The organism is Erythrobacter sp. JB1-7 (genome assembly GCF_057365015.1).
Window position 1 is genome coordinate 3,092,280 of record NZ_CP200291.1, and the last position, 21,674, is coordinate 3,113,953.

General features: G+C 57.7%; 21 protein-coding genes and 1 tRNA gene. 7 read left to right on the forward strand and 15 right to left on the reverse strand.

Annotated features, from left to right (window positions below; translation table 11 throughout):
• Window position 1: 1 nt before the first annotated feature.
• The 3 genes from AC0V6W_RS15060 to recJ form a co-directional block, all read right to left on the reverse strand.
• Entirely contained in the window at window positions 2-1,243 is a 1,242-nt protein-coding gene (locus AC0V6W_RS15060; protein WP_486151336.1) for an ATP-binding protein, read from the reverse strand.
• A gap of 110 nt (window positions 1,244-1,353) precedes the next feature.
• Window positions 1,354-1,428, reverse strand: a tRNA-Glu gene (locus AC0V6W_RS15065).
• 109 nt (window positions 1,429-1,537) lie between these two features.
• Window positions 1,538-3,325, reverse strand: coding sequence for a single-stranded-DNA-specific exonuclease RecJ (gene recJ, locus AC0V6W_RS15070; protein ID WP_486151338.1), 1,788 nt, complete (start codon window positions 3,323-3,325; stop codon window positions 1,538-1,540).
• A gap of 81 nt (window positions 3,326-3,406) precedes the next feature.
• Here recJ and AC0V6W_RS15075 point away from each other — a divergent pair, with 81 nt between their 5' ends.
• From AC0V6W_RS15075 to AC0V6W_RS15085, 3 genes are read left to right on the forward strand one after another with little or no spacing between them, the layout of a single operon-like run.
• On the forward strand, window positions 3,407-3,907 hold the full coding sequence (locus AC0V6W_RS15075; RefSeq protein ID WP_486151340.1) for a flavodoxin family protein: 501 nt from the start codon (window positions 3,407-3,409) through the stop codon (window positions 3,905-3,907).
• 51 nt (window positions 3,908-3,958) lie between these two features.
• Window positions 3,959-4,846 carry a hypothetical protein gene (locus AC0V6W_RS15080; RefSeq protein ID WP_486151342.1) on the forward strand — a complete coding sequence of 296 codons (888 nt, stop codon included), beginning with the start codon at window positions 3,959-3,961 and terminating at the stop codon, window positions 4,844-4,846.
• 3 nt (window positions 4,847-4,849) lie between these two features.
• Complete coding sequence (locus tag AC0V6W_RS15085) at window positions 4,850-5,473, forward strand: AHH domain-containing protein (RefSeq protein ID WP_486151344.1); 624 nt, start codon at window positions 4,850-4,852, stop codon at window positions 5,471-5,473.
• Here AC0V6W_RS15085 and AC0V6W_RS15090 read toward each other — a convergent pair.
• The 5 genes from AC0V6W_RS15090 to leuA form a co-directional block, all read right to left on the reverse strand.
• Window positions 5,470-6,459, reverse strand: coding sequence for an NAD(P)H-dependent flavin oxidoreductase (locus AC0V6W_RS15090; RefSeq protein ID WP_486151346.1), 990 nt, complete (start codon window positions 6,457-6,459; stop codon window positions 5,470-5,472). The genes AC0V6W_RS15085 and AC0V6W_RS15090 overlap by 4 nt on opposite strands.
• Before the next feature lie 49 nt (window positions 6,460-6,508).
• A complete protein-coding gene (locus tag AC0V6W_RS15095) occupies window positions 6,509-7,564 on the reverse strand; it encodes an amidohydrolase family protein (protein WP_486151348.1) in 1,056 nt (351 codons plus the stop codon).
• Window positions 7,565-7,808: 244 nt separating this feature from the next.
• Entirely contained in the window at window positions 7,809-8,963 is a 1,155-nt protein-coding gene (locus AC0V6W_RS15100; protein WP_486151350.1) for a serine hydrolase domain-containing protein, read from the reverse strand.
• A 61-nt stretch (window positions 8,964-9,024) separates the two neighbouring features.
• Entirely contained in the window at window positions 9,025-9,801 is a 777-nt protein-coding gene (locus AC0V6W_RS15105) for a glucose 1-dehydrogenase (protein WP_486151352.1), read from the reverse strand.
• Window positions 9,802-9,821: 20 nt separating this feature from the next.
• Window positions 9,822-11,498, reverse strand: coding sequence for a 2-isopropylmalate synthase (gene leuA / locus AC0V6W_RS15110; protein ID WP_486151354.1), 1,677 nt, complete (start codon window positions 11,496-11,498; stop codon window positions 9,822-9,824).
• Window positions 11,499-11,786: 288 nt separating this feature from the next.
• On the opposite strand from leuA, the gene AC0V6W_RS15115 reads away from it, so the two are divergent.
• Window positions 11,787-12,341 carry a YHS domain-containing (seleno)protein gene (locus AC0V6W_RS15115; protein ID WP_486151356.1) on the forward strand — a complete coding sequence of 185 codons (555 nt, stop codon included), beginning with the start codon at window positions 11,787-11,789 and terminating at the stop codon, window positions 12,339-12,341.
• A gap of 63 nt (window positions 12,342-12,404) precedes the next feature.
• Here AC0V6W_RS15115 and AC0V6W_RS15120 read toward each other — a convergent pair whose 3' ends face one another.
• Window positions 12,405-12,878, reverse strand: coding sequence for a hypothetical protein (locus AC0V6W_RS15120; protein WP_486151358.1), 474 nt, complete (start codon window positions 12,876-12,878; stop codon window positions 12,405-12,407).
• Between the two features lie 96 nt (window positions 12,879-12,974).
• Window positions 12,975-14,123, reverse strand: a complete 1,149-nt coding sequence (locus AC0V6W_RS15125) for an alpha-hydroxy acid oxidase (RefSeq protein ID WP_486151360.1) — start codon at window positions 14,121-14,123, stop codon at window positions 12,975-12,977.
• Between the two features lie 338 nt (window positions 14,124-14,461).
• Here AC0V6W_RS15125 and AC0V6W_RS15130 point away from each other — a divergent pair, with 338 nt between their 5' ends.
• Both AC0V6W_RS15130 and AC0V6W_RS15135 read left to right on the forward strand, forming a co-directional pair.
• Window positions 14,462-14,941 carry a YHS domain-containing (seleno)protein gene (locus AC0V6W_RS15130; RefSeq protein ID WP_486151362.1) on the forward strand — a complete coding sequence of 160 codons (480 nt, stop codon included), beginning with the start codon at window positions 14,462-14,464 and terminating at the stop codon, window positions 14,939-14,941.
• Window positions 14,942-14,986: 45 nt separating this feature from the next.
• Window positions 14,987-15,484 carry a hypothetical protein gene (locus tag AC0V6W_RS15135; RefSeq protein WP_486151364.1) on the forward strand — a complete coding sequence of 166 codons (498 nt, stop codon included), beginning with the start codon at window positions 14,987-14,989 and terminating at the stop codon, window positions 15,482-15,484.
• Window positions 15,485-15,592: 108 nt separating this feature from the next.
• Here the strand turns inward: AC0V6W_RS15135 and AC0V6W_RS15140 are convergent, their stop codons facing one another.
• The 5 genes from AC0V6W_RS15140 to miaA all read right to left on the reverse strand — a co-directional run bounded on the left by AC0V6W_RS15140 (window position 15,593) and on the right by miaA (window position 20,811).
• Entirely contained in the window at window positions 15,593-16,207 is a 615-nt protein-coding gene (locus tag AC0V6W_RS15140; protein WP_486151366.1) for a DUF4329 domain-containing protein, read from the reverse strand.
• A 19-nt stretch (window positions 16,208-16,226) separates the two neighbouring features.
• On the reverse strand, window positions 16,227-17,246 hold the full coding sequence (gene ilvC / locus AC0V6W_RS15145) for a ketol-acid reductoisomerase (RefSeq protein WP_486151368.1): 1,020 nt from the start codon (window positions 17,244-17,246) through the stop codon (window positions 16,227-16,229).
• 40 nt (window positions 17,247-17,286) lie between these two features.
• Entirely contained in the window at window positions 17,287-17,805 is a 519-nt protein-coding gene (gene ilvN / locus AC0V6W_RS15150; RefSeq protein ID WP_486151370.1) for an acetolactate synthase small subunit, read from the reverse strand.
• Window positions 17,806-17,839: 34 nt separating this feature from the next.
• Window positions 17,840-19,594 (reverse strand): biosynthetic-type acetolactate synthase large subunit, encoded by a 1,755-nt coding sequence (gene ilvB, locus AC0V6W_RS15155; RefSeq protein WP_486151372.1) that lies wholly within the window; start codon window positions 19,592-19,594, stop codon window positions 17,840-17,842.
• 269 nt (window positions 19,595-19,863) lie between these two features.
• Window positions 19,864-20,811, reverse strand: coding sequence for a tRNA (adenosine(37)-N6)-dimethylallyltransferase MiaA (miaA, locus tag AC0V6W_RS15160; RefSeq protein ID WP_486151374.1), 948 nt, complete (start codon window positions 20,809-20,811; stop codon window positions 19,864-19,866).
• A 28-nt stretch (window positions 20,812-20,839) separates the two neighbouring features.
• Between miaA and serB the strand changes: the two genes are divergently transcribed.
• Window positions 20,840-21,670 carry a phosphoserine phosphatase SerB gene (serB, locus tag AC0V6W_RS15165; RefSeq protein WP_486151376.1) on the forward strand — a complete coding sequence of 277 codons (831 nt, stop codon included), beginning with the start codon at window positions 20,840-20,842 and terminating at the stop codon, window positions 21,668-21,670.
• The last annotated feature ends 4 nt before the right edge of the window (window positions 21,671-21,674 follow it).

Consider the following 21,674-nt stretch of genomic DNA (forward strand, 5'->3'; position numbering starts at 1 on the left):
GTCATGTCCACTGCGTTTCTTGCGGTTCCGGCGCGGCAATCTGGCCGTCACTGCTGCCTTGATTTTCGCTCTCGATAACAGGCAGCCGCACCGTGATGCGCGTTCCTTCGTCAAGCCTGCTCTCAATGTCGAGCCGTCCCCGGTGCCGCTCCACAATGTGTTTCACAATCGCAAGGCCCAGCCCGGTTCCGCCCGAAGCGCGGCTGCGGCCGGGATCGGTGCGGTAAAACCGCCGGGTCAGATGAGGGATATGTTCAGGCGCGATGCCGTCGCCTTCATCGCTCACACAAAGCCGCGCCTGACCATCGGGCGCGCGGTCCAAAACAACTGTGACAGGCGTATCGGGCGTGCCATATTTGAGCGCATTGTCGACCAGATTGCGCACCACTTGTTCCAATTGGCCGCGATCGCCGTGGATTTGCGCATTGCGATCGATCTGCAAAACCACGCGGTCAAACCGCTCTGATCCTGCGGCATCGCGCGCCGCGCGTTCCACCAGTTTTCCCAAAGCCAGTTCTTCGCTCGGTGCGTCATGCTTTTCAGCTTCAACGCGCGACAGGCTCATCAGATCGCTGATCAGCGATTGCAGCCGCTGGGCTTCGCGTTCAATCGTGGTCAGGAATTTCTTCGATGTGGCGGTATCAAGGCTATCAGTGGTTTCATTCAGCGTTTCGACATAGCCCAAAATGGCAGCGAGCGGCGTGCGCAATTCGTGGCTCGCATTGGCAACGAAATCGGTGTGCGCGCGGCTGAGGTCAGCTTCTGCGGTCTGGTTGATTAGCTCGATCACAGCAAGGTTCTGATCGATGCCGTGGCGATTGATTTGCCAGATATCCTGACGGCGCACCAGACCGCGCACGATGGCCTGTCCGTTGATGTTTTTCGCCAGCAATGAAATCGCCTCAGGCTGGCGAAAGGCGACGCGCGCGTCCTGACCGATAATGTGCTGGCCCAGCATTCTGCGCGCGCTGCGATTGGCCACCGCGATGGTGTTGCGATCTGTCAGGAGAACGGGAGTGGACGAATTTTCAAACAATGCGCGCATCGATTCAATCGAGAACGGCTTTTCAATCACAACCGCAGGCGGTTCGGGCGGACGGCCAGCGGCCACCAAAAGCGATCCGATCCACACCGCCAAAACCGCAATGGCAATGACAGGGTCAACATCCAGCGCAATAATGGCTGCGACCGTGACAAGCGCCAAAGTGATACCGGCAAATGGAAGTGATTGTCCAAAACCCATGGGCGCGCTTTATCGCCAAGCTTGCGCAAGGGGAAGCGCCCTTTATCCAGAGCCGCACCTGAGAGCCTGCCGCCGCCAGCTCTGCGCCATTTGTATGGGGGAGAGCGAAGTGGTGACCCCTACGGGAATCGAACCCGTGTTTCAGCCGTGAAAGGGCCGCGTCCTAACCGCTAGACGAAGGGGCCACGCTAATCGCGAGAGCGCGCATCTAGGAGCGTCGGCGATTACGGTCAAGCCCTCATGCAGCCCTGCCTGTCAGTTTTTATGCTGCGGCGTGGAAAAGTGCAGCCGCGCTCAATCGGCAAAGGCGGCATCTTCTAGGTGCAGTTCGGCTGCGGGACGGTTGCCCCAATCATCGCGTTTGACGCGGCCTGCAAAGTGAAACTGGCGGCCTTTGCTGCGGTGGATAAGGGTTTGCGCCATTTCGGTTTCGGCCGCGCGAAAGGCTATCGCCTTGAACGAATTACCATCGCGTCCGGCGGCGATGACGCGCAAATGATCCTTGCCCACAATATCGGCCTTTATCACGCGCACAGGGCCAACCGCGATGCGCGGGGCGGGCCAGCCAACGCCAAATGGCCCGGCTTCTTCCAATGTCGAGACAAGTTCAGGCGTAAGCCCGCCGGGTGCGAGAGACAGATCAAGCTGCATCGCCATCGACGCACGCGCCCGGTCAATATCGCGGGCAAGGCGGGTGTCGAGAAATTCGGTGAACTTTCCGATTGCCTCGGCTGAAATGGTCAGTCCTGCCGCCATCGCATGCCCGCCGCCTGCGACAAGCAAACCTTCCTCGCGCGCGGCAATGATGGCAGCGCCCAGATCCACTCCGCTGATGGACCGGCCCGATCCTTTGCCCGTGCCTTCGGTTTCATCCAGCGCGATGACAATCGACGGTTTGCCCGTTTTCTCTTTTATCCGGCCTGCAACAATGCCGATCACGCCGGGATGCCAACCGCTGGCGGACAGCACGTGGACGGCCATATTGTGCTGATGGGCCAATTGTTCCTCGGCCTGGGCTTGCACTTCGCCTTCGATGGCGCGGCGCTCTTCGTTGAGGTGGGATAGCTTTTCCGCGATTTCTTTGGCCTCTTCGCGGTCCTGCGTTGTGAGCAAGCGCACGCCAAGGGTCGATTCGCCGATGCGCCCGCCCGCATTGATCCGGGGGCCAAGCGCAAAGCCCAGATCAGAGGCCTGCGGTTTGCGCGTCAACCGGCTTGCATCCATCAGCGCCGCCATCCCGATCCGTTCGCGCCGGGCAAGCACTTTAAGCCCCTGCGATACGAACGCCCGGTTCAGCCCATGCAAAGCGGCGACATCGGCAACTGTGCCCAAAGCGACCAGATCAAGCAGAGCCATCAAATCAGGCTCATCGCGGCCGGTAAAGAAATCCTGCGCGCGCAATGTCCGCACCAGGGCTATCGCGAGCAGAAACGCGACGCCCACGGCTGCCAAATGGCCATGCGATGCGGCAAGGTCGTTTTCATCAAGGCGATTGGGATTAACAAGTGCGGCAGTGGGCGGCAGATCGGCGGAGCATTTGTGGTGATCGACCACAATCACATCCACCCCTGCATCGCGCGCCATCGTCAACGCTTCGTGCGCCATCGCGCCGCAATCAACCGTCACGATTAAGGTGGAGCCGCTCTCAGCGAGTTTCACCAAAGCTTCGCCTGTGGGGCCATACCCTTCGAGCAAGCGGTCAGGAATATAATATCCCGCATCCGCGCCAAGGTCGCGCAGCACTTGAACCAATAAAGCGGCGCTGGTCGCGCCATCGACGTCATAATCGCCGTAAATGGTGATCTGCTCATTCGCAGTCACCGCATCCGCAATGCGCTTTGCTGCCTGATCCATATCGTTAAACTCGGACGGGTTGGGCAAAAAAGCGCGCATTGTGGGCGATGCGTGCCGCGCCAGATCATCGGCTTCGACCCCGCGCGTGAGCAGCAATTGTTCAACGATGGATTTTTCAAGTCCATGCGCGCTGCCTTCAACTTCCATATTCCCGCCGCGCCACAGCCATGCCTTTCCATTCAAGGATTTGTCGACGCCAAGAACATGGGAAAGGGAATGTGCAGCCATCAGGCATACCTACAGCAAAGCTATAGGGGGTGACAGCCATGCGGTTTGACAATCGACAGGTCATCGGGTTTGCCGAAGCGTATGGATGAAAACACTGTAACCAAACCCGTTCTGGCAGTGATCTGGCACTCTCGAACAGGGGCAAGCGAGCAGATGGCCCGCGCCATTGCGGGGGCCGCTGATGGCGGCGCTGTGCTGCTGCGCGCGGACATGGTGAGCGAGCGCGATATGCTGGATGCGCGCGGATATGCATTCGTTTGCCCAGAAAATCTCGGCAGCATGAGCGGCGTGATGAAAGAGATGTTTGACCGCCTTTATTACCCTCTTTTGGGGGAGTTAGAGGGACGCGCCTATGCCTCGGTCATCGCTGCGGGATCAGATGGAGAGGGCGCGCATCACCAGTTGGAACGCATTGTCACTGGCTGGCGATTGAAAAGAGTGACTGAAAAAATGATCGTCAATTTTGCTGCGCAAACGCCTGAGGAAATATTGGCCACGAAAACTTTGCCCCAAAAGGTAGAACATAATTGTCGTGATTTGGGCGAAGGCCTAATTGAGGGACTGCGCAACGGCATATTTTAGTGTATGTGCCTGTCTGAGAAAGAGTGACATGTTAACATTGACACGTTAGACGTGCGCGCAACGGAGCCGCATTGTGTCAATGAATTGCCGCTCGCTACACAGGAAAGGGCAGTTGGTATCGCAGATAGTCCAAACGCTGCGTCGGAAGGCCTTTACCTGCTGTTTGCCCGTGGCAAACGGCCCACTCGCTTCGCCATTCGTGACTTTGCAAAAAGCCAGCGGGCTGTCTCAATGTCATTTGATCCTTGCGAAGGATCATCGCTTCATCTGGTTTCCACAGATGGCGAAACACTCAAAAGAAAAGAGCAACCACAGGTTGTCCAGCCGACCGAATCGGCCTGGGTTGAGCTGCTGCATAACGGTCTGACATTCGATTTAACGGGTCTGGCGCCGGGTCTTGCCTGTGAAATTCCTGCAATCGAACATCGGTTCGACTTGGATGATACCGGTTCGCTTTCGGTTTTGGAAAGTGTCCAGATTGTTCCGGGGGAACATTTGGTGGGCGGTCAGGCATCAATGCCGGTTGTTAAAGGCATGACAGCGCTGGCGCGCGATATGATCCATCAGTTCGATGATATTGTCGGCATCGTATGGCCGCCATCGGGCAGCGCGATTGGTCGCCGGTTTTTCGAGTCAATTTCAACGGCTTGGCTCGAAGGCGGGGCATTTCCAGCACTGGGTCTCACCGCATTTCGCGAAACGCTGGATGGCGCTTTGCAAAGTGTTGGTCTTGATTTTTGGGTCGGTCAAGAAATCAGGATTGAGCCTCCTTTATCCGAAGACAAGGTCGCAGCAACCAGGCTCGGCGTTAGACTTATCAATCAAATGATACTTATTGGTGGTCTTGAAGAACCGGAAAGAATTACTGGTCCTGATAGAACTCCACTTATCATGCGACCTTCTCGTAACCAAAAATTTATTAGAGTGTGGCCTGATTAATGAATGAACAGGGGCCATACGAAACGCACGAGCATTGCTGTGCAACCATCTTTAGATCGGTTGCAGGGGCATTATTATAACATAGGTCATAGAAAAAGGAGGCGAAGCGCCATTCCTTTTCGGCAGGCAAATTGTAGAGGCCAGCCTGATTACAGACCGTCTAGTCAGTGCCATCATCTTTTACCGCTACAATTACTCAACCTGCATTGTTTTGACCGTATGTTGAACGAAATTGGTCGCAATTCCATCGGCTTTCACGATTTTAGAGCAAACGGGATATTGCTTCCCTCGACTGAGCAGGGCTCAACCGCCACGGGTCTTCCGTTGCACCGGGGGCCGCATAAACGGTATAACGAGGTTGTGATCGCCCGCATGGGAAGCATTGAACGCGAATGGTCTGCTGCATGCATGCATGATCGCGCAGCCGCCAATGCCTTTGCCATTACCCAGCTCGAATGGCTGCAACGCGCGCTGCGCAAACGGTTGATTAATGAATGCGAACAAAGCCGCATGCGCAACCGGCTTGTGCTCAATCGCAGGGATCCGATTGGCACCGGCTTCGATTTTACCGCGCTCGATGACATGGCAGCCACGCTTTACGGCGCGACAGCGGCCTCTGCCAATTAGGCAGAGGTCCACGCGGTGTAGTCAGAATTCGCCATCATTCCGGCTTTCGCCTCGTGATATTCGCGTTCCAGGCGGGCGACCATGTCTTCGACGGTGCCGACGGATTTCACCGCGCCAACGCCCTGGCCTGATCCCCAGATGTCTTTCCACGCTTTGGCTTTGGTGTTCCCGCCTGATCCAAAGTTCATCTTCGATGGATCGCTGGTTGGCAGGTTGTCAGGATCAAGACCGGCTTTCTCAATCGAGGATCGCAGGTAATTGCCGTGCACGCCTGTGAAGAGGTTGGAATAGACAATCCCGCTCGCATCGCCTTCGACGATGCCTTGCTTATACGCCTGATCTGCGTTGGCTTCTTCGGTGGCGATAAAGGCGCTTCCGGCGTAAGCGAAATCGGCGCGCATGCCTTGCGCTGACAGGATCGAGGCACCGTGCGCGATGGAGCCTGAGAGCGCGACGAGGCCGTCAAACCATTCGCGGATTTCCTGCATCAAAGCAAATGGCGACAAAGTGCCAGCATGGCCGCCAGCCCCCGCTGCAACAGGGATCAGCCCATCTGCGCCTTTTTCGATTGCCTTGTTGGCAAAGCGGTTGTTGATGACATCGTGCATTGTGATGCCGCCCCAATTGCGCACAGCATCAAATATCTCGGTGCGCGCGCCCAGCGATGTGATGACCATCGGCACTTGCCATTTCTCGCAAGTTGCCATGTCTGCCATCACGCGGTCGTTCGATTTGTGGACGATCTGGTTCACCGCATAGGGCGCAGCGGGCCTATCAGGGTTTTCGCGGTTGTGCTTGGCCAGTTCTTCGGTGATCTGGTGCAGCCATTCATCCAGCAGGCTTTGCGGGCGAGCGTTCAGCGCGGGGAAGCTTCCGATGATCCCGGCTTTGCACTGCGCAATCACCAGCTCTGGCCCTGATACGATGAACAGCGGCGATCCGATCAGGGGCAGGCGAAGGCGGTCAAACGGGGCGGGAAGGGGCATTGCAGGTTATCTCCTATGAATTGCGAGCGAATTAGGTTGCAATGAGCAACTACGCAAGCTGTTCAAGGTGATAGAACCGGTTTGCATTGCCTGCATAAAGCGCCGCTTTCTCATCCGCGCTCGCGTGGGCTGTGATCCGTTTGAAGGCATTCCACAGCACCGGATAGCTCGCGCCCCACCGGTCAACGGGGTAGTTGCTTTCGAACATCGCGCGGTTTGTCCCGAATGCTTCAATGCAGGTTTCGATATAGGGCTTCCACAAAGCCGCCAGCTCCTCTGACCCTACACCTGCTGCCGGACCAGCCTCGGGCATGGCGCAATTGTGCATGGCTAGCCCGCCCAGCTTCACCATCACATTGTCGCATTTGCCCAATTCCACAATCGCATCGCGCCATACATCGAAGCGTTCTGAAAGCTTGCCAGCATAGCTCGCATTGCCCAGCGGAGTGCCGCAATGGTCAAGGCATATCGGCGTGTCGGGAAACGCGCGCGCAAGGTCTGTGACATCGCTGATCTGCGGTTCCAATATCCACGCATCGAATGACAGGCCGCGCTTGCCAAGCTCGCCAAACCCTTCGCGAAAGGTCTGATCGCGGTAGAGCTGCGCTGGGGCATGGAAGGGCGCGCCGAGCACTTCGGGGTCCGCATCCCACGCGCCCTGATGGCGTATCCCTTTGAACCGGGCAGGCGAGGCGGCTTGTAGCGCATCAAGCACGTCGCCCGCCGCTGCGCCGCGCGTCAGGTCGGCATGGCCGATGATCCCTGCGCACAGCCGCGCATCGCCGTAAAGGCCGCTGGCGGATTGCGCCGCCACGCCGTTCACATACTCAACTTCGCCAACCGGTTTCAGCGCATCGCCGTAGGATGCGTTGTAGAACGCGCTGCATTCCATGAAGACAGTGGCGATGATGTTGTGACCGCTTCCTGCAACCTCATTGTTGAATTGATCGAAAGCGTAGTAGGCCGCTGGCACCAGAGTTTCGATGAAGCGGTGGCGCGGTTCGGGGAACATGGGCATCATGGGGCGCAAGTCCCACAGGTGATGATGCGGATCGATGATCGGCAGATCGGGTTCGAGGATGGTCTCAAATGCAGGTTCACTCATGGCTGATTCTCCCCTTCGTGCGTCTTGCTTGACGCTTTTTGCAACTTTGTTCGATTCCAATCGCTTAGCCGAGACATGGACCGCATGTTACACGGTCCTGGGAATAAAAACGCGGGAGAGCCAAACTCTCCCCAAAACCGCCTACAAACGGCGCGAAATTGCATGGGAGAAACAGCAAACATCACCGTCCCCTACCCCATTGCCTGAGCGTAGGAAAATGCACACGCCCCTGCCAGCAATTGTATCACTTGTCCGTCAGCCCAAACACAATCGCTTCATTCAGAGCGGCTCCGCTGGTCGTATTGGCAATCGATACGACAATCCGGCGCGGCTGATCGGGCGATGCGGGCCGCGTGGAAAACAGCGCGCGATATCCGGTGTTCGCGCCGCTGTGAGAGACATAACGGACATCGCCAGCCGTCCCGGTATCATCATGCAGAACAAGCTGCGTTCCCAGACCATAAGCCTGCCCCTGTTCAAGAGTGACCTGCGGCGTAATCATCGCTTTGGCCATGGCAGAGGGAATAGCGTTTTCCTCCCCCGACGCGGCATCCATCAGCGCGGTGACAAAGCGCGCATAATCTTCAGATGTGGTCCAAAATCCTGCGGCTGCCTGTTCGGGATAATCGTGCCAGCTGTCCTCAACAGCAGCAAACACACCATCGAGGATGTCAAAGCCTGCATCCGCGCCGACAATTTCCAGCGGTGCAATCGCGGTTTCATCAATGGGCTGGGCAAATGTGCTTTGGTCAAGACCAAGCGGACCCAGTAAAATGTCTTGCGCCAGCGCATCAAAGCTTTGGCCAGAGACATCTTCTGCCCATAGCTGCGCGATCATATATCCGCCGCCTGAATAACGAAACTCGCCCGGCTCCCCATCAAACACCAGAGCGCTTTCGAATATACGCGGCGGGTTGGAGATAATGTCAGCGGCAGATGGCAGATCGCTTTCGCGCGGATATCCGGGATAACCCGATTGCGATGCGCCAGTTGTGTGCGAGAGCAATTGGCGCAAAGTCACCGGCCTGTCCCCGCCTTCCAGCGCGGCTATATCAAGCGAGGTAATCTGCGAGCGTACATCATCATCAAGCCCCACCGATTGCTGATCGGCCAAAGTGAGGATGACGGCAGCGGCCACCGCTTTGGAAAGGCTGGCGACCTGCATCAACCCCTCCGCTTTTGCTCTGCCAAAATAATAGGTTTCGGGCGGTGATCCGTTTTCAAGAATGGTAACGCTGAGAGCGGTGACGCCCAGCTTTTCGGCCTCGGGTTCAATCATTGCAGCAATGTCGCTTGCCGGGGCGGCGTTGAGCTGCGATTCCAGCTCGGGATCAATCGCAGGTGCAGTGCAACCGCTAACCCACAAAGACGTGCAAACAAGGGCGATGGATAGAGACATTTTGCGCAGCATTTTCATTCTCCGGTCAGTCCCCAATCCGTTTGTGATTGCCGCCTCTTACTCACGCGGTCGAAATCATTCCGCCATCCAGCGCAATCGTTTTACCCGTCAGCCAGGCCGATGCGCGGCTGCTGAGGTAAATGGCGGTGCCCGCAATGTCTTCAGGTTCGCCCATGCGGCGCAGCGGAATGCTTTTCAGTGCGGCATCGACCATGCCGTCATTTTCAACGATCTGCTTGGTCATATCGCTGGGGAAGAGGCCGGGCGCGATGGCGTTCACATTGATGTGGCTTGAGGCAAGATCGGTGGCGAGATGTTCGGTCAGATGGATGACGCCCGATTTGCTGGCGGAATAGGCGTAGGTCGGCATGCCCGAATTGCGGATGCCATTGATCGACGCGATGTTGATAATGCGCGCCGGGGTTTCCGCCGTGCCAGCGGCTTTCAAAAGCGGCAGGAATTTCTGCGCGACGAAAAACACCGATTTGATGTTGATATCCATCACCTTGTCCCACCCTTTTTCGGGGAATTGTTCCAAGGGTGCGGCCCAATTGGCCCCGGCATTGTTGATGAGGATATCCACGCTGTCTTCGTGTTTGGAAACTTCGGCCACAAACGCCTCGATCCCTTCCAGCTTTGACATGTCCGCAGCAATCGCGGTGCATTCGCCAAATTCGCAAAGTTCTTTGGCTTTGGCCTCAAGCCGGTCGGCCTTGCGCGCGGTGATGTAAACTTTCGCGCCGCCCACCAGCAGCCCTTTGGCCATCATCGCGCCAATGCCGCTTGATCCGCCAGTGACGACAGCCACTTTGCCCGATACATCGAAGAGGTTTTGCATGTATTCTCCCTTGGAAATTTTTAAGCCGCGATGGCCGAATTGGCGACGGACAAAACCGCGCGAACGCTGGCGGTTGCGACATCTTCGTCAATGCCGCAGCCCCAGATGACGCGGCCTTTGCTTTCGCATTTGAGGTAAGCGGCCGCGCGCGCATCGCGGCCAGAGCCAAGCGCGTGCTCGGAGTAATCGAGCACTCTGATATCAAGCTCGAACGCGCCTTCCAATGTGCTGACCACGCTGGATATCAGGCCGTTGCCTTTGCCAGAAACGCTTTGCTGACCGCCTTCGACCGCGATCTTGCCCGCGAACAGGCGTGTGCCATCGGGTGTGCGGCTTTCTTCGTAATCAACGAGGCTGAAATATCTGTCGGTGGTGCCGACATGATAGGTCGCGGTGAACGCGTCCCAGATATCAGCAGCGTTCAATTCGCGGCCCAATTCATCAGCCAGGTTCTGGACGTGGGCTGAGAAATCCGCCTGCATTTGCTTGGGCAGTTTGAGGCCTTGGTCTTGTTCCAGTACCCATGCAAAACCGCCTTTGCCGCTTTGCGAATTGACGCGGATGACAGCCTCATAATCGCGGCCAAGGTCTGCCGGATCGATAGGCAGATAGGGGACGCGCCAGGCTTCGTCGTTCTGGCTGGTGCGCGCTTCGAACCCTTTCTTGATCGCATCCTGATGGCTGCCGGAAAAAGCGGTGTAGACCAGTTCCCCGCCATAAGGGTGCCGCTGATGGACGGGCAGATCGTTGCAATATTCGACCGTTTCGATGACGCGGTCGATGTCGGAGAAATCGAGGCCCGGATCAACGCCTTGCGTGTACAGGTTCAGCCCCATGGTGACGAGGCAGCAATTGCCCGTGCGCTCACCATTGCCGAACAGACATCCCTCAACCCGGTCTGCGCCCGCCATCAGGCCCAGCTCTGCTGCGGCCACGCCTGTGCCTCTGTCATTATGCGTGTGGAGCGAGATCACCGCGCTTTCGCGGTTTGGCAGGTGCTTGCAGAAATATTCGATCTGATCGGCATAGATATTGGGAGTCGCAGCCTCCACCGTGGCGGGCAGGTTGAGGATGATCGGCTTTTCCGGTGTGGGAGCGAGCACGTCCATCACCGCAGCGCAGACCTCAATTGAGAAATCCAGTTCTGCGGTGGAGAACGTTTCGGGCGAATATTGGAAATGCCAATCGGTACTGGGCCGCTCGGCCGCGCAATCGCGCATCACTTTTGCGCCGTGGGCAGCGATTTCTCGCACTTCGTCGCGCGACATGCGAAAGACGATATCGCGCCATGCCGGGCTGACTGCGTTGTAAAGGTGCACGATGGCTGCGCGCGCGCCTTCGAGGCTTTCAAACGAAGTGCGGATCAAATCTTCGCGGCTCTGCGTGAGAACCTGCACCATCACATCATCAGGCACAGCATCCGATTTGACGAGGCTTGAGATAAAGTCGAACTCGGTCGCGCCTGCGCTGGGAAAGCCGACCTCAATTTCTTTCACGCCGACTTCGACGAGAAGATCGAAGAACCGGCGTTTCTTCACCGCATCCATGGGATCAATGATCGATTGGTTGCCATCGCGCAGATCGGTGGAAAGCCAGCGCGGCGCGCGCTCAATCAGGCGGCTTGGCCATTGGCGATCAGGCAGATCAATCTGGCCAAAGGGCGCGTATTTGGTCGAAGGGTTTTTCAGCATGGGCATGATGGCAGTGTCTCGAATGCGAAGGGGCAGGTGGTGTTTGGTTCAAAAGCCCTTGAGCGTCAGCAGGCGGCCACTGGCACGCGCGCCATCACGCCCAAGGGCGCGTAAGTCGTAGGAGAAGGCCAGCATGTCGCATTACAATCATGCTTGTGTGCGAATTTCGAAGCGGGTGCAAGCGGGCGAGTGACAAAAAGTTATGGCCCGGTGTAACCATTGCTGGCACCCCCGCGAAACAGGAGTGTGCCGGCGATCAGGCTGCCGGTGAAAACCCCCTTAGGAGGACAAATTATGAAACGTTCACTTTTCGCAGTCGCACTTCTCGCCACAGTCGCCGCATGCGGCGCGCCTGCCGCAGATGCTCCGGCTGATACTGATACCGCAGCAGCAGAGGTGGCCACCGAAACTGCTCTGTATAAAGACCTTGGCGGCGAGGCCACTGGCCCTGTGTATCGTAAAGCTAAAGGCGATACGCTGGCGGTGTCCGGCTATGACGTGGTTAGCTACTTCACCGATGACGGCGTTCCGGTTGAAGGCGCAGAGGAATTCACTGTGCGTTACGAAGGGTACGATTACCGCTTCGCCAGCGCTGAAAACGCAGACACCTTTGCCGAAGATCCAGCCAAATATGCACCAGCTTATGGCGGCTACTGCGCATGGGCCATTGGCGCGAATGATGCGCTCGCGGAAGGCGATCCCAATGTCTACGAAATCGTCGATGGCAAGCTTTATTTGAATTACAATGAGAGCGTTCAGGACAAGTGGCAGGCAGACATCCCCGGCTTTATTGCCAGCGGTGATGAAAATTATGCGACCCACTCACCTGATGAGCACTATCAGGACTAATCCGGGATAAACCGACTTTCAAAAGCCCCGCTGCTCATCTGAGTGGCGGGGCTTTTCTATGCCTCACCCACACCGCGCATCGCGGATGATATTGGTAGTATCGAGCATGATGTTGAGCCGCGGATTGGTCGCATCGGGCCGCACATATTCGCCGCCCGGCGCGACAAAGCGAACTTCATTCGCGCCATCGATCACATTGATGATCGCAAGCTGGACATCATCGCTCGCCTCAAGCCCGATAAACTGGCCCATTTCATTCGCGCCGCATGTGGCGCTGGCGGGATCGGTGGCCGTGCCGGGGGCAAAGGCGCCTTCGGCTGCATTGGGCAAAGGCTCTGCGACAGTCGGGGCGACAGTCCCCTGCGGCACAGGCGCTGTTTCGGGGGTAGCTTCAGGATTGCCCGATTTGATGCGCGCGGCAAATTCATCGGCGGCGCTGCCGGCATCGCCTGTATTTTCCGCCGTGCCGCATGCAGCCAGAGCAAGCAGCAACGGCGTGGCGGCGAATGTACCTGCGATTTTGGCAGCAATGGTCAAGGCTGGTCCCCCGATTGGCAATTGGTTCGCACCGTAAGGCGCGCGTTCTTTACGCGGTTATGACACCCCTGCGCTTGATCCGCCATCCCGCAGCTATCAATGCGCGCGCAAACGCTCGCGGGTTAGCTGGTCAACACGGGTGACCCCCATCAACCGCATTGCCCGCTCTATCTCGTCTTTCAGGATCGACAGGGCGCGTTCCACCCCGTCCTGCCCGGCTGCAGCGAGCGCATAGAGATACAGCCGCCCGCCCGATGCCACGCTTGCGCCGGTGCATAGTGCTTTGAGCGCATGCGTGCCGCGCCGCACGCCGCCATCGCAGATGATCTCAATTTCTCCGCCGACCGCATCGACGATTTCCGGCAATTGATCGAACGGCGTGCGGCTGCCGTCCAATTGCCGCCCGCCATGATTGGACAGCATGATCGCATCCGCGCCAATATCCACCGCGCGCCGGGCATCGGCGGCGCTCATTACGCCTTTCAGCACAAATGTGCCGCCCCATTGTTCGCGCAAAGCGGCGGCTGTTTCCCAATCCATGGATGTGTCGAGCATGGTGTTGAAATATTCTGCAATGCTCACCGCTTTGCTCGATCCCTCGCTCACATGCGTATCGAGATTGGGCAGGCGGAATTTGTCGCGCATCAGATAATCCAGCGTCCAGCGCGGGCGAGTGGCGTAACTGAAAATGCTGGCGGGAGTGAACCGGGGCGGGGTGGTGAAACCTGAGCGCAAGCACCGCTCGCGCTTGCCCGAAACAATCGTATCCACCGTCAGCGCCAGCGCATCAAAGCCGGCCGCCTGACAACGTTCGATCATATGAGTGTTGAGGCCCTTGTCTTTGTGAACATAAAGCTGGAACAGCTTAGGCCCGCTCGTCAACTCAGCGATTTCCTCGATTGAGCGGGTCGCGAGGCTGGAAATGCCGAACCACAGGCCAAACTTCTCCGCCGCTTTTGCCACCGCGGTTTCGCCCTGCCAGTGAAACGCGCGCTGGACCGCGGTGGGCGATAGCATCAGGGGCAGAGCGCTTTTGCGGCCAAGGATGGTGCAGGAGGTGTCGATCTGTTCAACCCCCGCAAGCACATCGGGCACCAGATCAACGCTGTCATAGGCCGAGGTGTTGCGCGCTTTGGTCTGCTCATCATCGGCCGCGCCGTCGATATAATCGAACACGGGAAAAGGTAGCCGCGCTTTGGCGAGCTTTCGAAAATCATCAATATTGTGACATTGCGAAAGCCGCATATTCGGTTGCTTTCCCCCTTGCGCGCGACCTTTGCCTGATTGCGTCTGCGATGTCGATTCTGCCCTATCGATATCGCGCTTTTTGCAGGCGCGTGCAGTTTTTCGAAATTTTTTTGGGCCGGGTGTCACCAATCCGGATATCCCCGCGAATACTAGATGTGCGCGGCCACTTGGCGGCAATCAGGAACCCCGGTCAGTTCCCCTGCTGACCAACCCCCTGACGCCCCTATCTGATTGTCTGCCCGGTGGTCGTCGCACGTTTTTTGTCTGGCTTTTGCTCTTGCTGGCCACTGTGTTTGCAAGAACGGGTCAGACTTACAAATTCTAGGAGAACCCCGATGAAACTATCTCATATCGGCCTTGCCTTTGCTGCATTGGCCGCACCTATTGCGCTGAGCGCGCCCGTTTCTGCTGATGGCGGCATTTTTGTTGGCGTCGAAGGCGCTGATATCGCGGTTAGCGGCTATGACACGGTCAGCTATTTCAAAGGCAATGGCGTGCCGCAGAAAGGTAGCGCAAAGTTTGCTGTAAAGCATGACGGCGCTGTCTGGCATTTTGCATCCAAGGCCAATGCCGATGCGTTCAAAGCCGATCCCGATGCCTATGCGCCGCAATATGGCGGACACTGCGCCTGGGCGATGAGCCGCGGTTCCCTCGCGCCGGGTGATCCCACCTTATACAAAATTCACGGCGGGAAGCTCTATTTGAACTTCAACCAGAACGTCCAAAAGACATGGCTGGGCGATATCGATGGCTTCATTGCCAAATCCGATCCGGCCTGGGCCAAAACGCCCGATGGCAAGAAATTCGGCGATTGATTGAAAACCATTTCACGAATGCACTGATTTTTGAAGGAATTACCTATGTCAAAATCCACAAGCCTTGCGAAAATGTTGATGGTTGCAGGCGGTCTTGCCGCAGCGAGTGCTGGCGCGCCAGCGATGGCAGAATTTCCGTGCGGTGCGCGCGGTGTCTCCAGCAGCTCGTCTTACTCCTCCGCTGATCGTGCAGCTGCTCGTGCTGAACGCAAAGCGCGCAAAGAAGCCAAGAAACGCGCAAAACGCCAGGCAGCAGCCTGCGGTGCGGCAGCGTGCAGCGCCTCGGCCTGTTCAGCGTCTGCCTGCGGCGCAGCGTGCGATGCCTCGGCCTGCGCTGCGGCGTGCGATGCCTCGGCCTGCGGTGCGGCGTGCGATGCCTCGGCCTGCGGTGCGGCGTGTGATGCTTCGGGTTGCGGCGCGGATGCCTGCGGTGCGGCGGCTTGCGGTGCCGCAGCATGTGGCGCGGCGGCCTGCGGTGCAGCTTGCGATGCCTCGGCATGCGAAGCGGATTGTTCCGGATCAGATTGCGCGCCGACTGCCTGAAGGCGCGTAGATTGGGTGTGGCCGGTGGGAGTTTCCTCCTAAATCCTGCTGGTCACACTCTTTTTTCAAAGGCTGAGAATAGAAGCAGGCGCTCTCGCCTCTCAAACCTCAGCAATCAGGCAATGGCCCGCTCTGCCGCGCTCGCAATTCTGTAAGAGTGTAGCGCGGCAGCGGATCAAGTTCTGGGCAGGATCTGTAACTCGGATCCTGCGCCAGACATCCGGCTCCGCACACCATATTGGCCGACGGTTCGCTCGCATCGACATGCCAGAACCGCCCCCCAGGGGTCGCGACATAGCCATCCATGCCCGCCGCCGCATCGCTTTCCAGATCAAACGTTGAAGGCACTTCGCTGTCATAATCATCGTTTTGAGCGGCATGCGTATGATAGCTGGCCACAGGGCGCATTCCCGGCTCATCGAAATACTGGATGCCGCAGCTTGCCTCGTCCCCTGGCCGCGGGTCAGATGCGCCCAGTTCGCCGCCTGTGCGTTCAAAAATGATACCGCACAATTCGATGTCCCGGGCAAAGGATTGCTGTTGCAGCTCGTTCAATTGTGCGCGGGCAAATTCCTGCACCTGCCCCTGTGTGACAGTGATTTCAAAGTCTTCAGGGCCTTTGACGTTCATATAGGCGCGCGCAACGATGATGACCCCTATGATCGCCATTGCGACGTAAATAAGCGGGTGAACAGGCGGAAGGGCAGGGGTGCGGGCGTCCATAATGACGCCCGCATACCCTTTAGTTCTTGGCTTTGTCGACCAGCTTGTTGGCGCTGATCCACGGCATCATCGCGCGCAGCTCTGCGCCCGTTTTTTCGATCGGATGCGCTTCTGCGGCTTTGCGCGATGCTTTGAGTTCTGGCTGGCCTGCGCGGTTGTCCAGTACGAAGTCTTTGACGAAACGGCCCGCCTGAATGTCAGCCAGAACGCGCTTCATTTCAGCCTTGGTTTCATCAGTGATGATGCGCGGGCCGGTTTTGATATCGCCATATTCAGCCGTGTTGCTGATCGAATAGCGCATATTGGCAATGCCGCCTTCATACAGCAGATCAACGATCAGCTTGGTTTCGTGAAGGCATTCGAAATACGCCATTTCAGGCGCGTATCCTGCCTCTGTCAGAGTTTCGAACCCAGCCTGGATCAAATGCGTGATCCCGCCGCACAAAACCGCTTGCTCGCCGAACAGATCGGTTTCGCATTCTTCGCGGAAGTTTGTCTCGATAATGCCGCTGCGCCCGCCGCCAACGCCGCTGGCATAGGCAAGGGCGGTGTCATGCGCGCTGCCGCTGGCATCCTGATGCACCGCGATCAGGCAAGGCACCCCGCCGCCGCGTGTGTATTCAGAGCGCACCGTGTGGCCCGGACCTTTGGGCGCGATCATGATGACATCGATATCGTCCTGCGGCTCAATCAGGCCAAAGTGAATGTTGAGCCCGTGTGCAAATGCGAGCGCGCTGCCCGGCTTCATGTGGCCATGCACATTGTCGGCATAGATCGCGGCCTGATGTTCATCAGGGGCAAGGATCATCAGAATATCGGCCCATTTGGCCGCTTCGGTGTTGGACAGCACCTTGAAGCCTGCTGCCTCTGCCTTTTTCGCGGTCGCTGATCCTTCGCGCAGAGCAATGGCAACTTCGCCAACGCCGCTATCGCGCAGGTTTTGTGCATGCGCGTGCCCTTGCGAGCCATAGCCAAGCACGGCAATTTTCTTCGACTTTACCAGATCGAGATCGGCATCGGCGTCGTAATAGACTTTCATTGTGAGGTGTTCCTTCTAAATTTCTGAATATGGATATGAATTAGGTTGTGCCGTCGGCGCCGCGCATCATGCCGACTACGCCGGATCGGCCCACGGAAACCAGTCCAAGGCCGCGCATAAGCGCGATAAAGCTGTCGATCTTGTCCGGCGCGCCGGTGAGTTCGAACACGAAACTTTCGGTGGTGGTGTCGACCACTTGCGCGCGGAACACATCTGCGATCCGCAGCGCTTCGACACGCTTGTCGCCTGTGCCGGCCACTTTGATCAGCGCCAATTCGCGTTCCACATGCGGGCCAGCGGCGGTCAGGTCGATAACCTTATGAACCGGCACCAGCCGTTCCAATTGCGCCTCGATCTGGTCGATCACTTCTGGCGGGCCATTGGTCACAATCGTGATCCGGCTGACGGCATGATCGTCGGAAATATCGGCCACGGTAAGGCTGTCGATGTTATAGCCGCGCGCGGTGAACATGCCGGTGATCTTGGCAAGAATGCCCGGCTCATTATCGACCGTTATCGCAAGGACGTGGCGCTCTGTTTCGGCGCTTTTGATTTTCATGGGAGTGTCTGTCTTTCCGCTTGTCTGATGCGCTTTAGACGAGCGCTTTCGCTTCGTCATCCATCGTGCCATCGACGCTGTCGCCATACAGCAGCATTTCGGTATGCGCTGCGCCCGATGGGATCATCGGCAGGCAATTGGCATCTTGGGCCACAAGGCAATCGACAATCACAGGGCCATCATAATCGATCATCGCCTGAATGCCTGCATCCAGCTCGTCCTCGCCGTGGATGCGGATGCCTTTCCACCCGTAAGCCTGCGCCAAAGCGACGAAATCGGGCAGACTGTCGGAATAGGAATTGGAATATCGGCTTTCGTAAGTCAGTTCCTGCCACTGGCGCACCATGCCCATATATTCATTGTTGAGGATGAATATCTTTACCGGCAGCCGGTATTGCGAGGCTGTGCCAAGTTCCTGAATATTCATTTGAATGCTGGCTTCGCCTGCGATGTCGATCACCAGGGCATCGGGATGCCCCAATTGCGCGCCGATCGCTGCGGGAAGGCCGTAACCCATTGTGCCCAGCCCGCCGGAGGTCAGCCATTTGTTCGGCTGTTCAAATCCGAAATATTGCGCCGCCCACATCTGGTGCTGGCCCACTTCGGTGGTGATGATGGGCGATTGTTCGTGCGTTAAAGCATGCAGCCGCTCCACCGCTTTTTGCGGCATGATCATATCGGGATGCTTTTTTGATTTGGCCGGGTAAGCCAGGCATTCACGCGCGCGCCATCCGGCAATGCGCGCTTTCCATTCGCCCATATCCTGCGGGCTTCGCGCACCCCACGCCTCAATCATCTGGTCAAGCACAGTCGCGCAATCACCCACAATGCCAAGGTCCACCGGCACCGTTTTGTTGATCGAGGAGCGGTCGATATCGATGTGAATTTTCTTCGAACCGGGCGAAAACGCATCGAGCCTGCCGGTCACCCGGTCATCAAAGCGCGCGCCGATGCAAACCATCACATCGGCCCCGTTCATCGCCATATTGGCTTCGTAAGTGCCGTGCATTCCCAGCATTCCCAGCCAATCGGGATGCTCGGATGGAAACGCGCCAAGCCCCATCAGCGTCGATGTGGTGGGCGCGCCGGTTAGATCTTGAAATTGGCGCAGCAATTCCGCCGCCTGCGGGCCGGAATTGATAACGCCGCCGCCTGTGTAAAAGATGGGCCGCTGGGCACTGGCAATCATCTCCACCGCTTCGCTGATCTGTTCAGCGGGGGCGACCATTTGCGGGGTATAGCGGTGTGTTGCGGTAAGTTTTGAAGCGCGGTTTTGGGAAGGCACTGCGATCTGCACATCTTTGGGAATGTCGATCACAACCGGACCCGGACGGCCCGTCGTTGCAATGCAGAACGCTTCTTCAATGGTGGCGGCCAGGTCGGAGGGGTCTTTGACCAGATAATTGTGCTTTGTGCAGTGGCGCGTGATGCCGACGGTATCGGCTTCCTGAAACGCATCGGACCCGATCAGTGCGGTGGGCACTTGGCCTGTTATGATGACAAGCGGGATCGAATCCATCCACGCATCGGCAATACCTGTGACGGCATTGGTTGCGCCGGGACCGGATGTGACCAGCACAACGCCGGGCTTACCGGTCGCGCGCGCATATCCTTCGGCGGCGTGGGCTGCGCCTGCTTCATGGCGGACGAGGATGTGGCGAATGCGTTCATCGCCGAACAATTCGTCGTAAATCGGCAGGACCGCGCCGCCGGGATAGCCGAACACATATTCGACCCCCTGATCTATCAGGCCCTGAACCAGAATTGCGGCACCAGATGGTTGCGCCACGTGCGTCTCCCAAATCTTTCAATTCAAAATAAAAAAGGCCCGAGGCGGTTATTCGCATCGGGCCGTTCCGGGTATTCGTATGAAGAACGCCCGATCAGCCCGTAACCACCACAGTCAAAATATTGGACATGATCAGATTGCCTTCCTTTATATACGTCTGCGACCATCGTTAAGCGATGCGTTTGACAATTCCAAGAACCAAACCGCCGCGCCGTGTTAAATTGCGTCTTGAAGGTCGCGCTAAAGGCCATATTATGATGCGTCAAGCGTTATTTTTGTAATAATGAACCAAAAATATCTGACGCATCGTAATTTTCGGACTCAATTTGCGGCCATTCCTCTGGAGACTGGTTGCGCAGCCAGGTGAACTGGCGCTTAGCGTAATTGCGCGTGGATTGCTGGGCGCTGATGATCGCATCCGCCATCGACAGCCGCCCGGCCAGATGCTCGCTCAGTTCCGGCACCCCAATGGCGCGCATAACCGGCAGATCAGGATCAAGCTCTCGCGCCAGCAGGGTTTCGACCTCCTCCAGCGCGCCGTTATCAACCATCATGCCAAAGCGTTTGTCGCAGCGTTGATAGACCCATTCACGCTCCGGCATCAGGACGGCGGGATAAAGCGTGATCTCCTCTGCGATCCCGCCTGTCTTGGACAATTGCCAATCGCCAAGCGTCACGCCGGTGGACCGTTTTACTTCCAGCGCGCGGGCAATGCGCTGGGTATCGCCGGGATTGAGATCGGCGGCGCGCTCTGGGTCTTCGATTTGGAGAGCTGCATAAGCGGCCTCGGTTGAAAGCGCGCGAGTGGCGGCGCGGACTTCGGGGGCAATTTCGGGAATGGGGGCAATCCCTTCGAGCAGGACTTTGATATAAAGCCCCGTGCCGCCAGCCAGAATTGGCACTGCGCCAGCTGCGTGGCAGGCGGCGATTTCCTCGCGCGCACGCTTGGCCCAATCGGCCGCTGAACACGCCCATGCCCCGTCCCAAGCACCGAACAGGCGGTGGTCGATCCCGCCCATCTCATCCTTGCTGGGCCGGGCAGACAGGATGGACAGATCAGAATAGACCTGCGCGCTGTCCGCATTCAGGATCACCGCCTCGCGCCCCGCTTTTTCAAGCGTTTTTGCAAGGTCCACGGCCAATGCGCTCTTGCCGCTTGCAGTAGGGCCTGCAATGAGCGCGACAGGTTTGGAAAGAGGGTCTTCGATAGTGCTCATAGCGCGGCTGATAGCAGACGCAGATGGAATGGCCACACGGCTTGATGCGGTGGGCGGCGATCTTGGCACCGTGGCGGTGTCGCCATTTGGCAATGAGGGGATCGAACTGAGCGCGCCCAGCGCACAGGCAGATGATGTTCGCGCGGCGTTAGATGGCGGCAGTACGGAGGCATCCGATGGTTTGATCGGGACCGCGCCGATTGCGATCCCGCAGCTGTTCGTCTCCGACATGGATTCGACCATGATCGGGCAGGAATGCATCGATGAACTGGCTGATTATGCCGGTCTCAAAGACAAGATCGCCGACATTACAGAACGCGCGATGCAGGGAGAATTGGATTTTGGCGATGCGTTGAGGGAACGTGTCGCGCTGCTTGGCGGGTTGGGCGAAGAGGCCATCACCCGGTGCCTGGCTGAACGTATCAAGGCCAATCCGGGCGCGCGCATTCTGGTGCAGACGTTAAAGGCCATGGGGTGCAAGACGGTGCTTGTAACAGGCGGCTTTCACCACTTTGCTGACCATGTGGGCCAAGAGCTTGGTTTTGATCTGGTGGCCGGCAACAGGCTTGGCGTTGTTGAGGGAAAGCTTACCGGCGCGCTCGAAGGAGCCATCGTGGACAGCGCCACAAAACGAGATGTGTTGGAGCGCGAGGCGGCGGCCATAGGGGAAGACGCGGTCACTTGCGCAATCGGGGACGGCGCGAATGATATTCCGATGATCGAAGCGGCGCATTATGGCTTTGCCTACCGCGCCAAACCCAAAGCGCGCGCGGCCGCCAATGGCTGGATTGATCGCGGTGATCTGACTTCGGTTCTGGCGCTGCTCGGCATCCCGCAAAGCGAATGGGTTACGGATTAAGCCT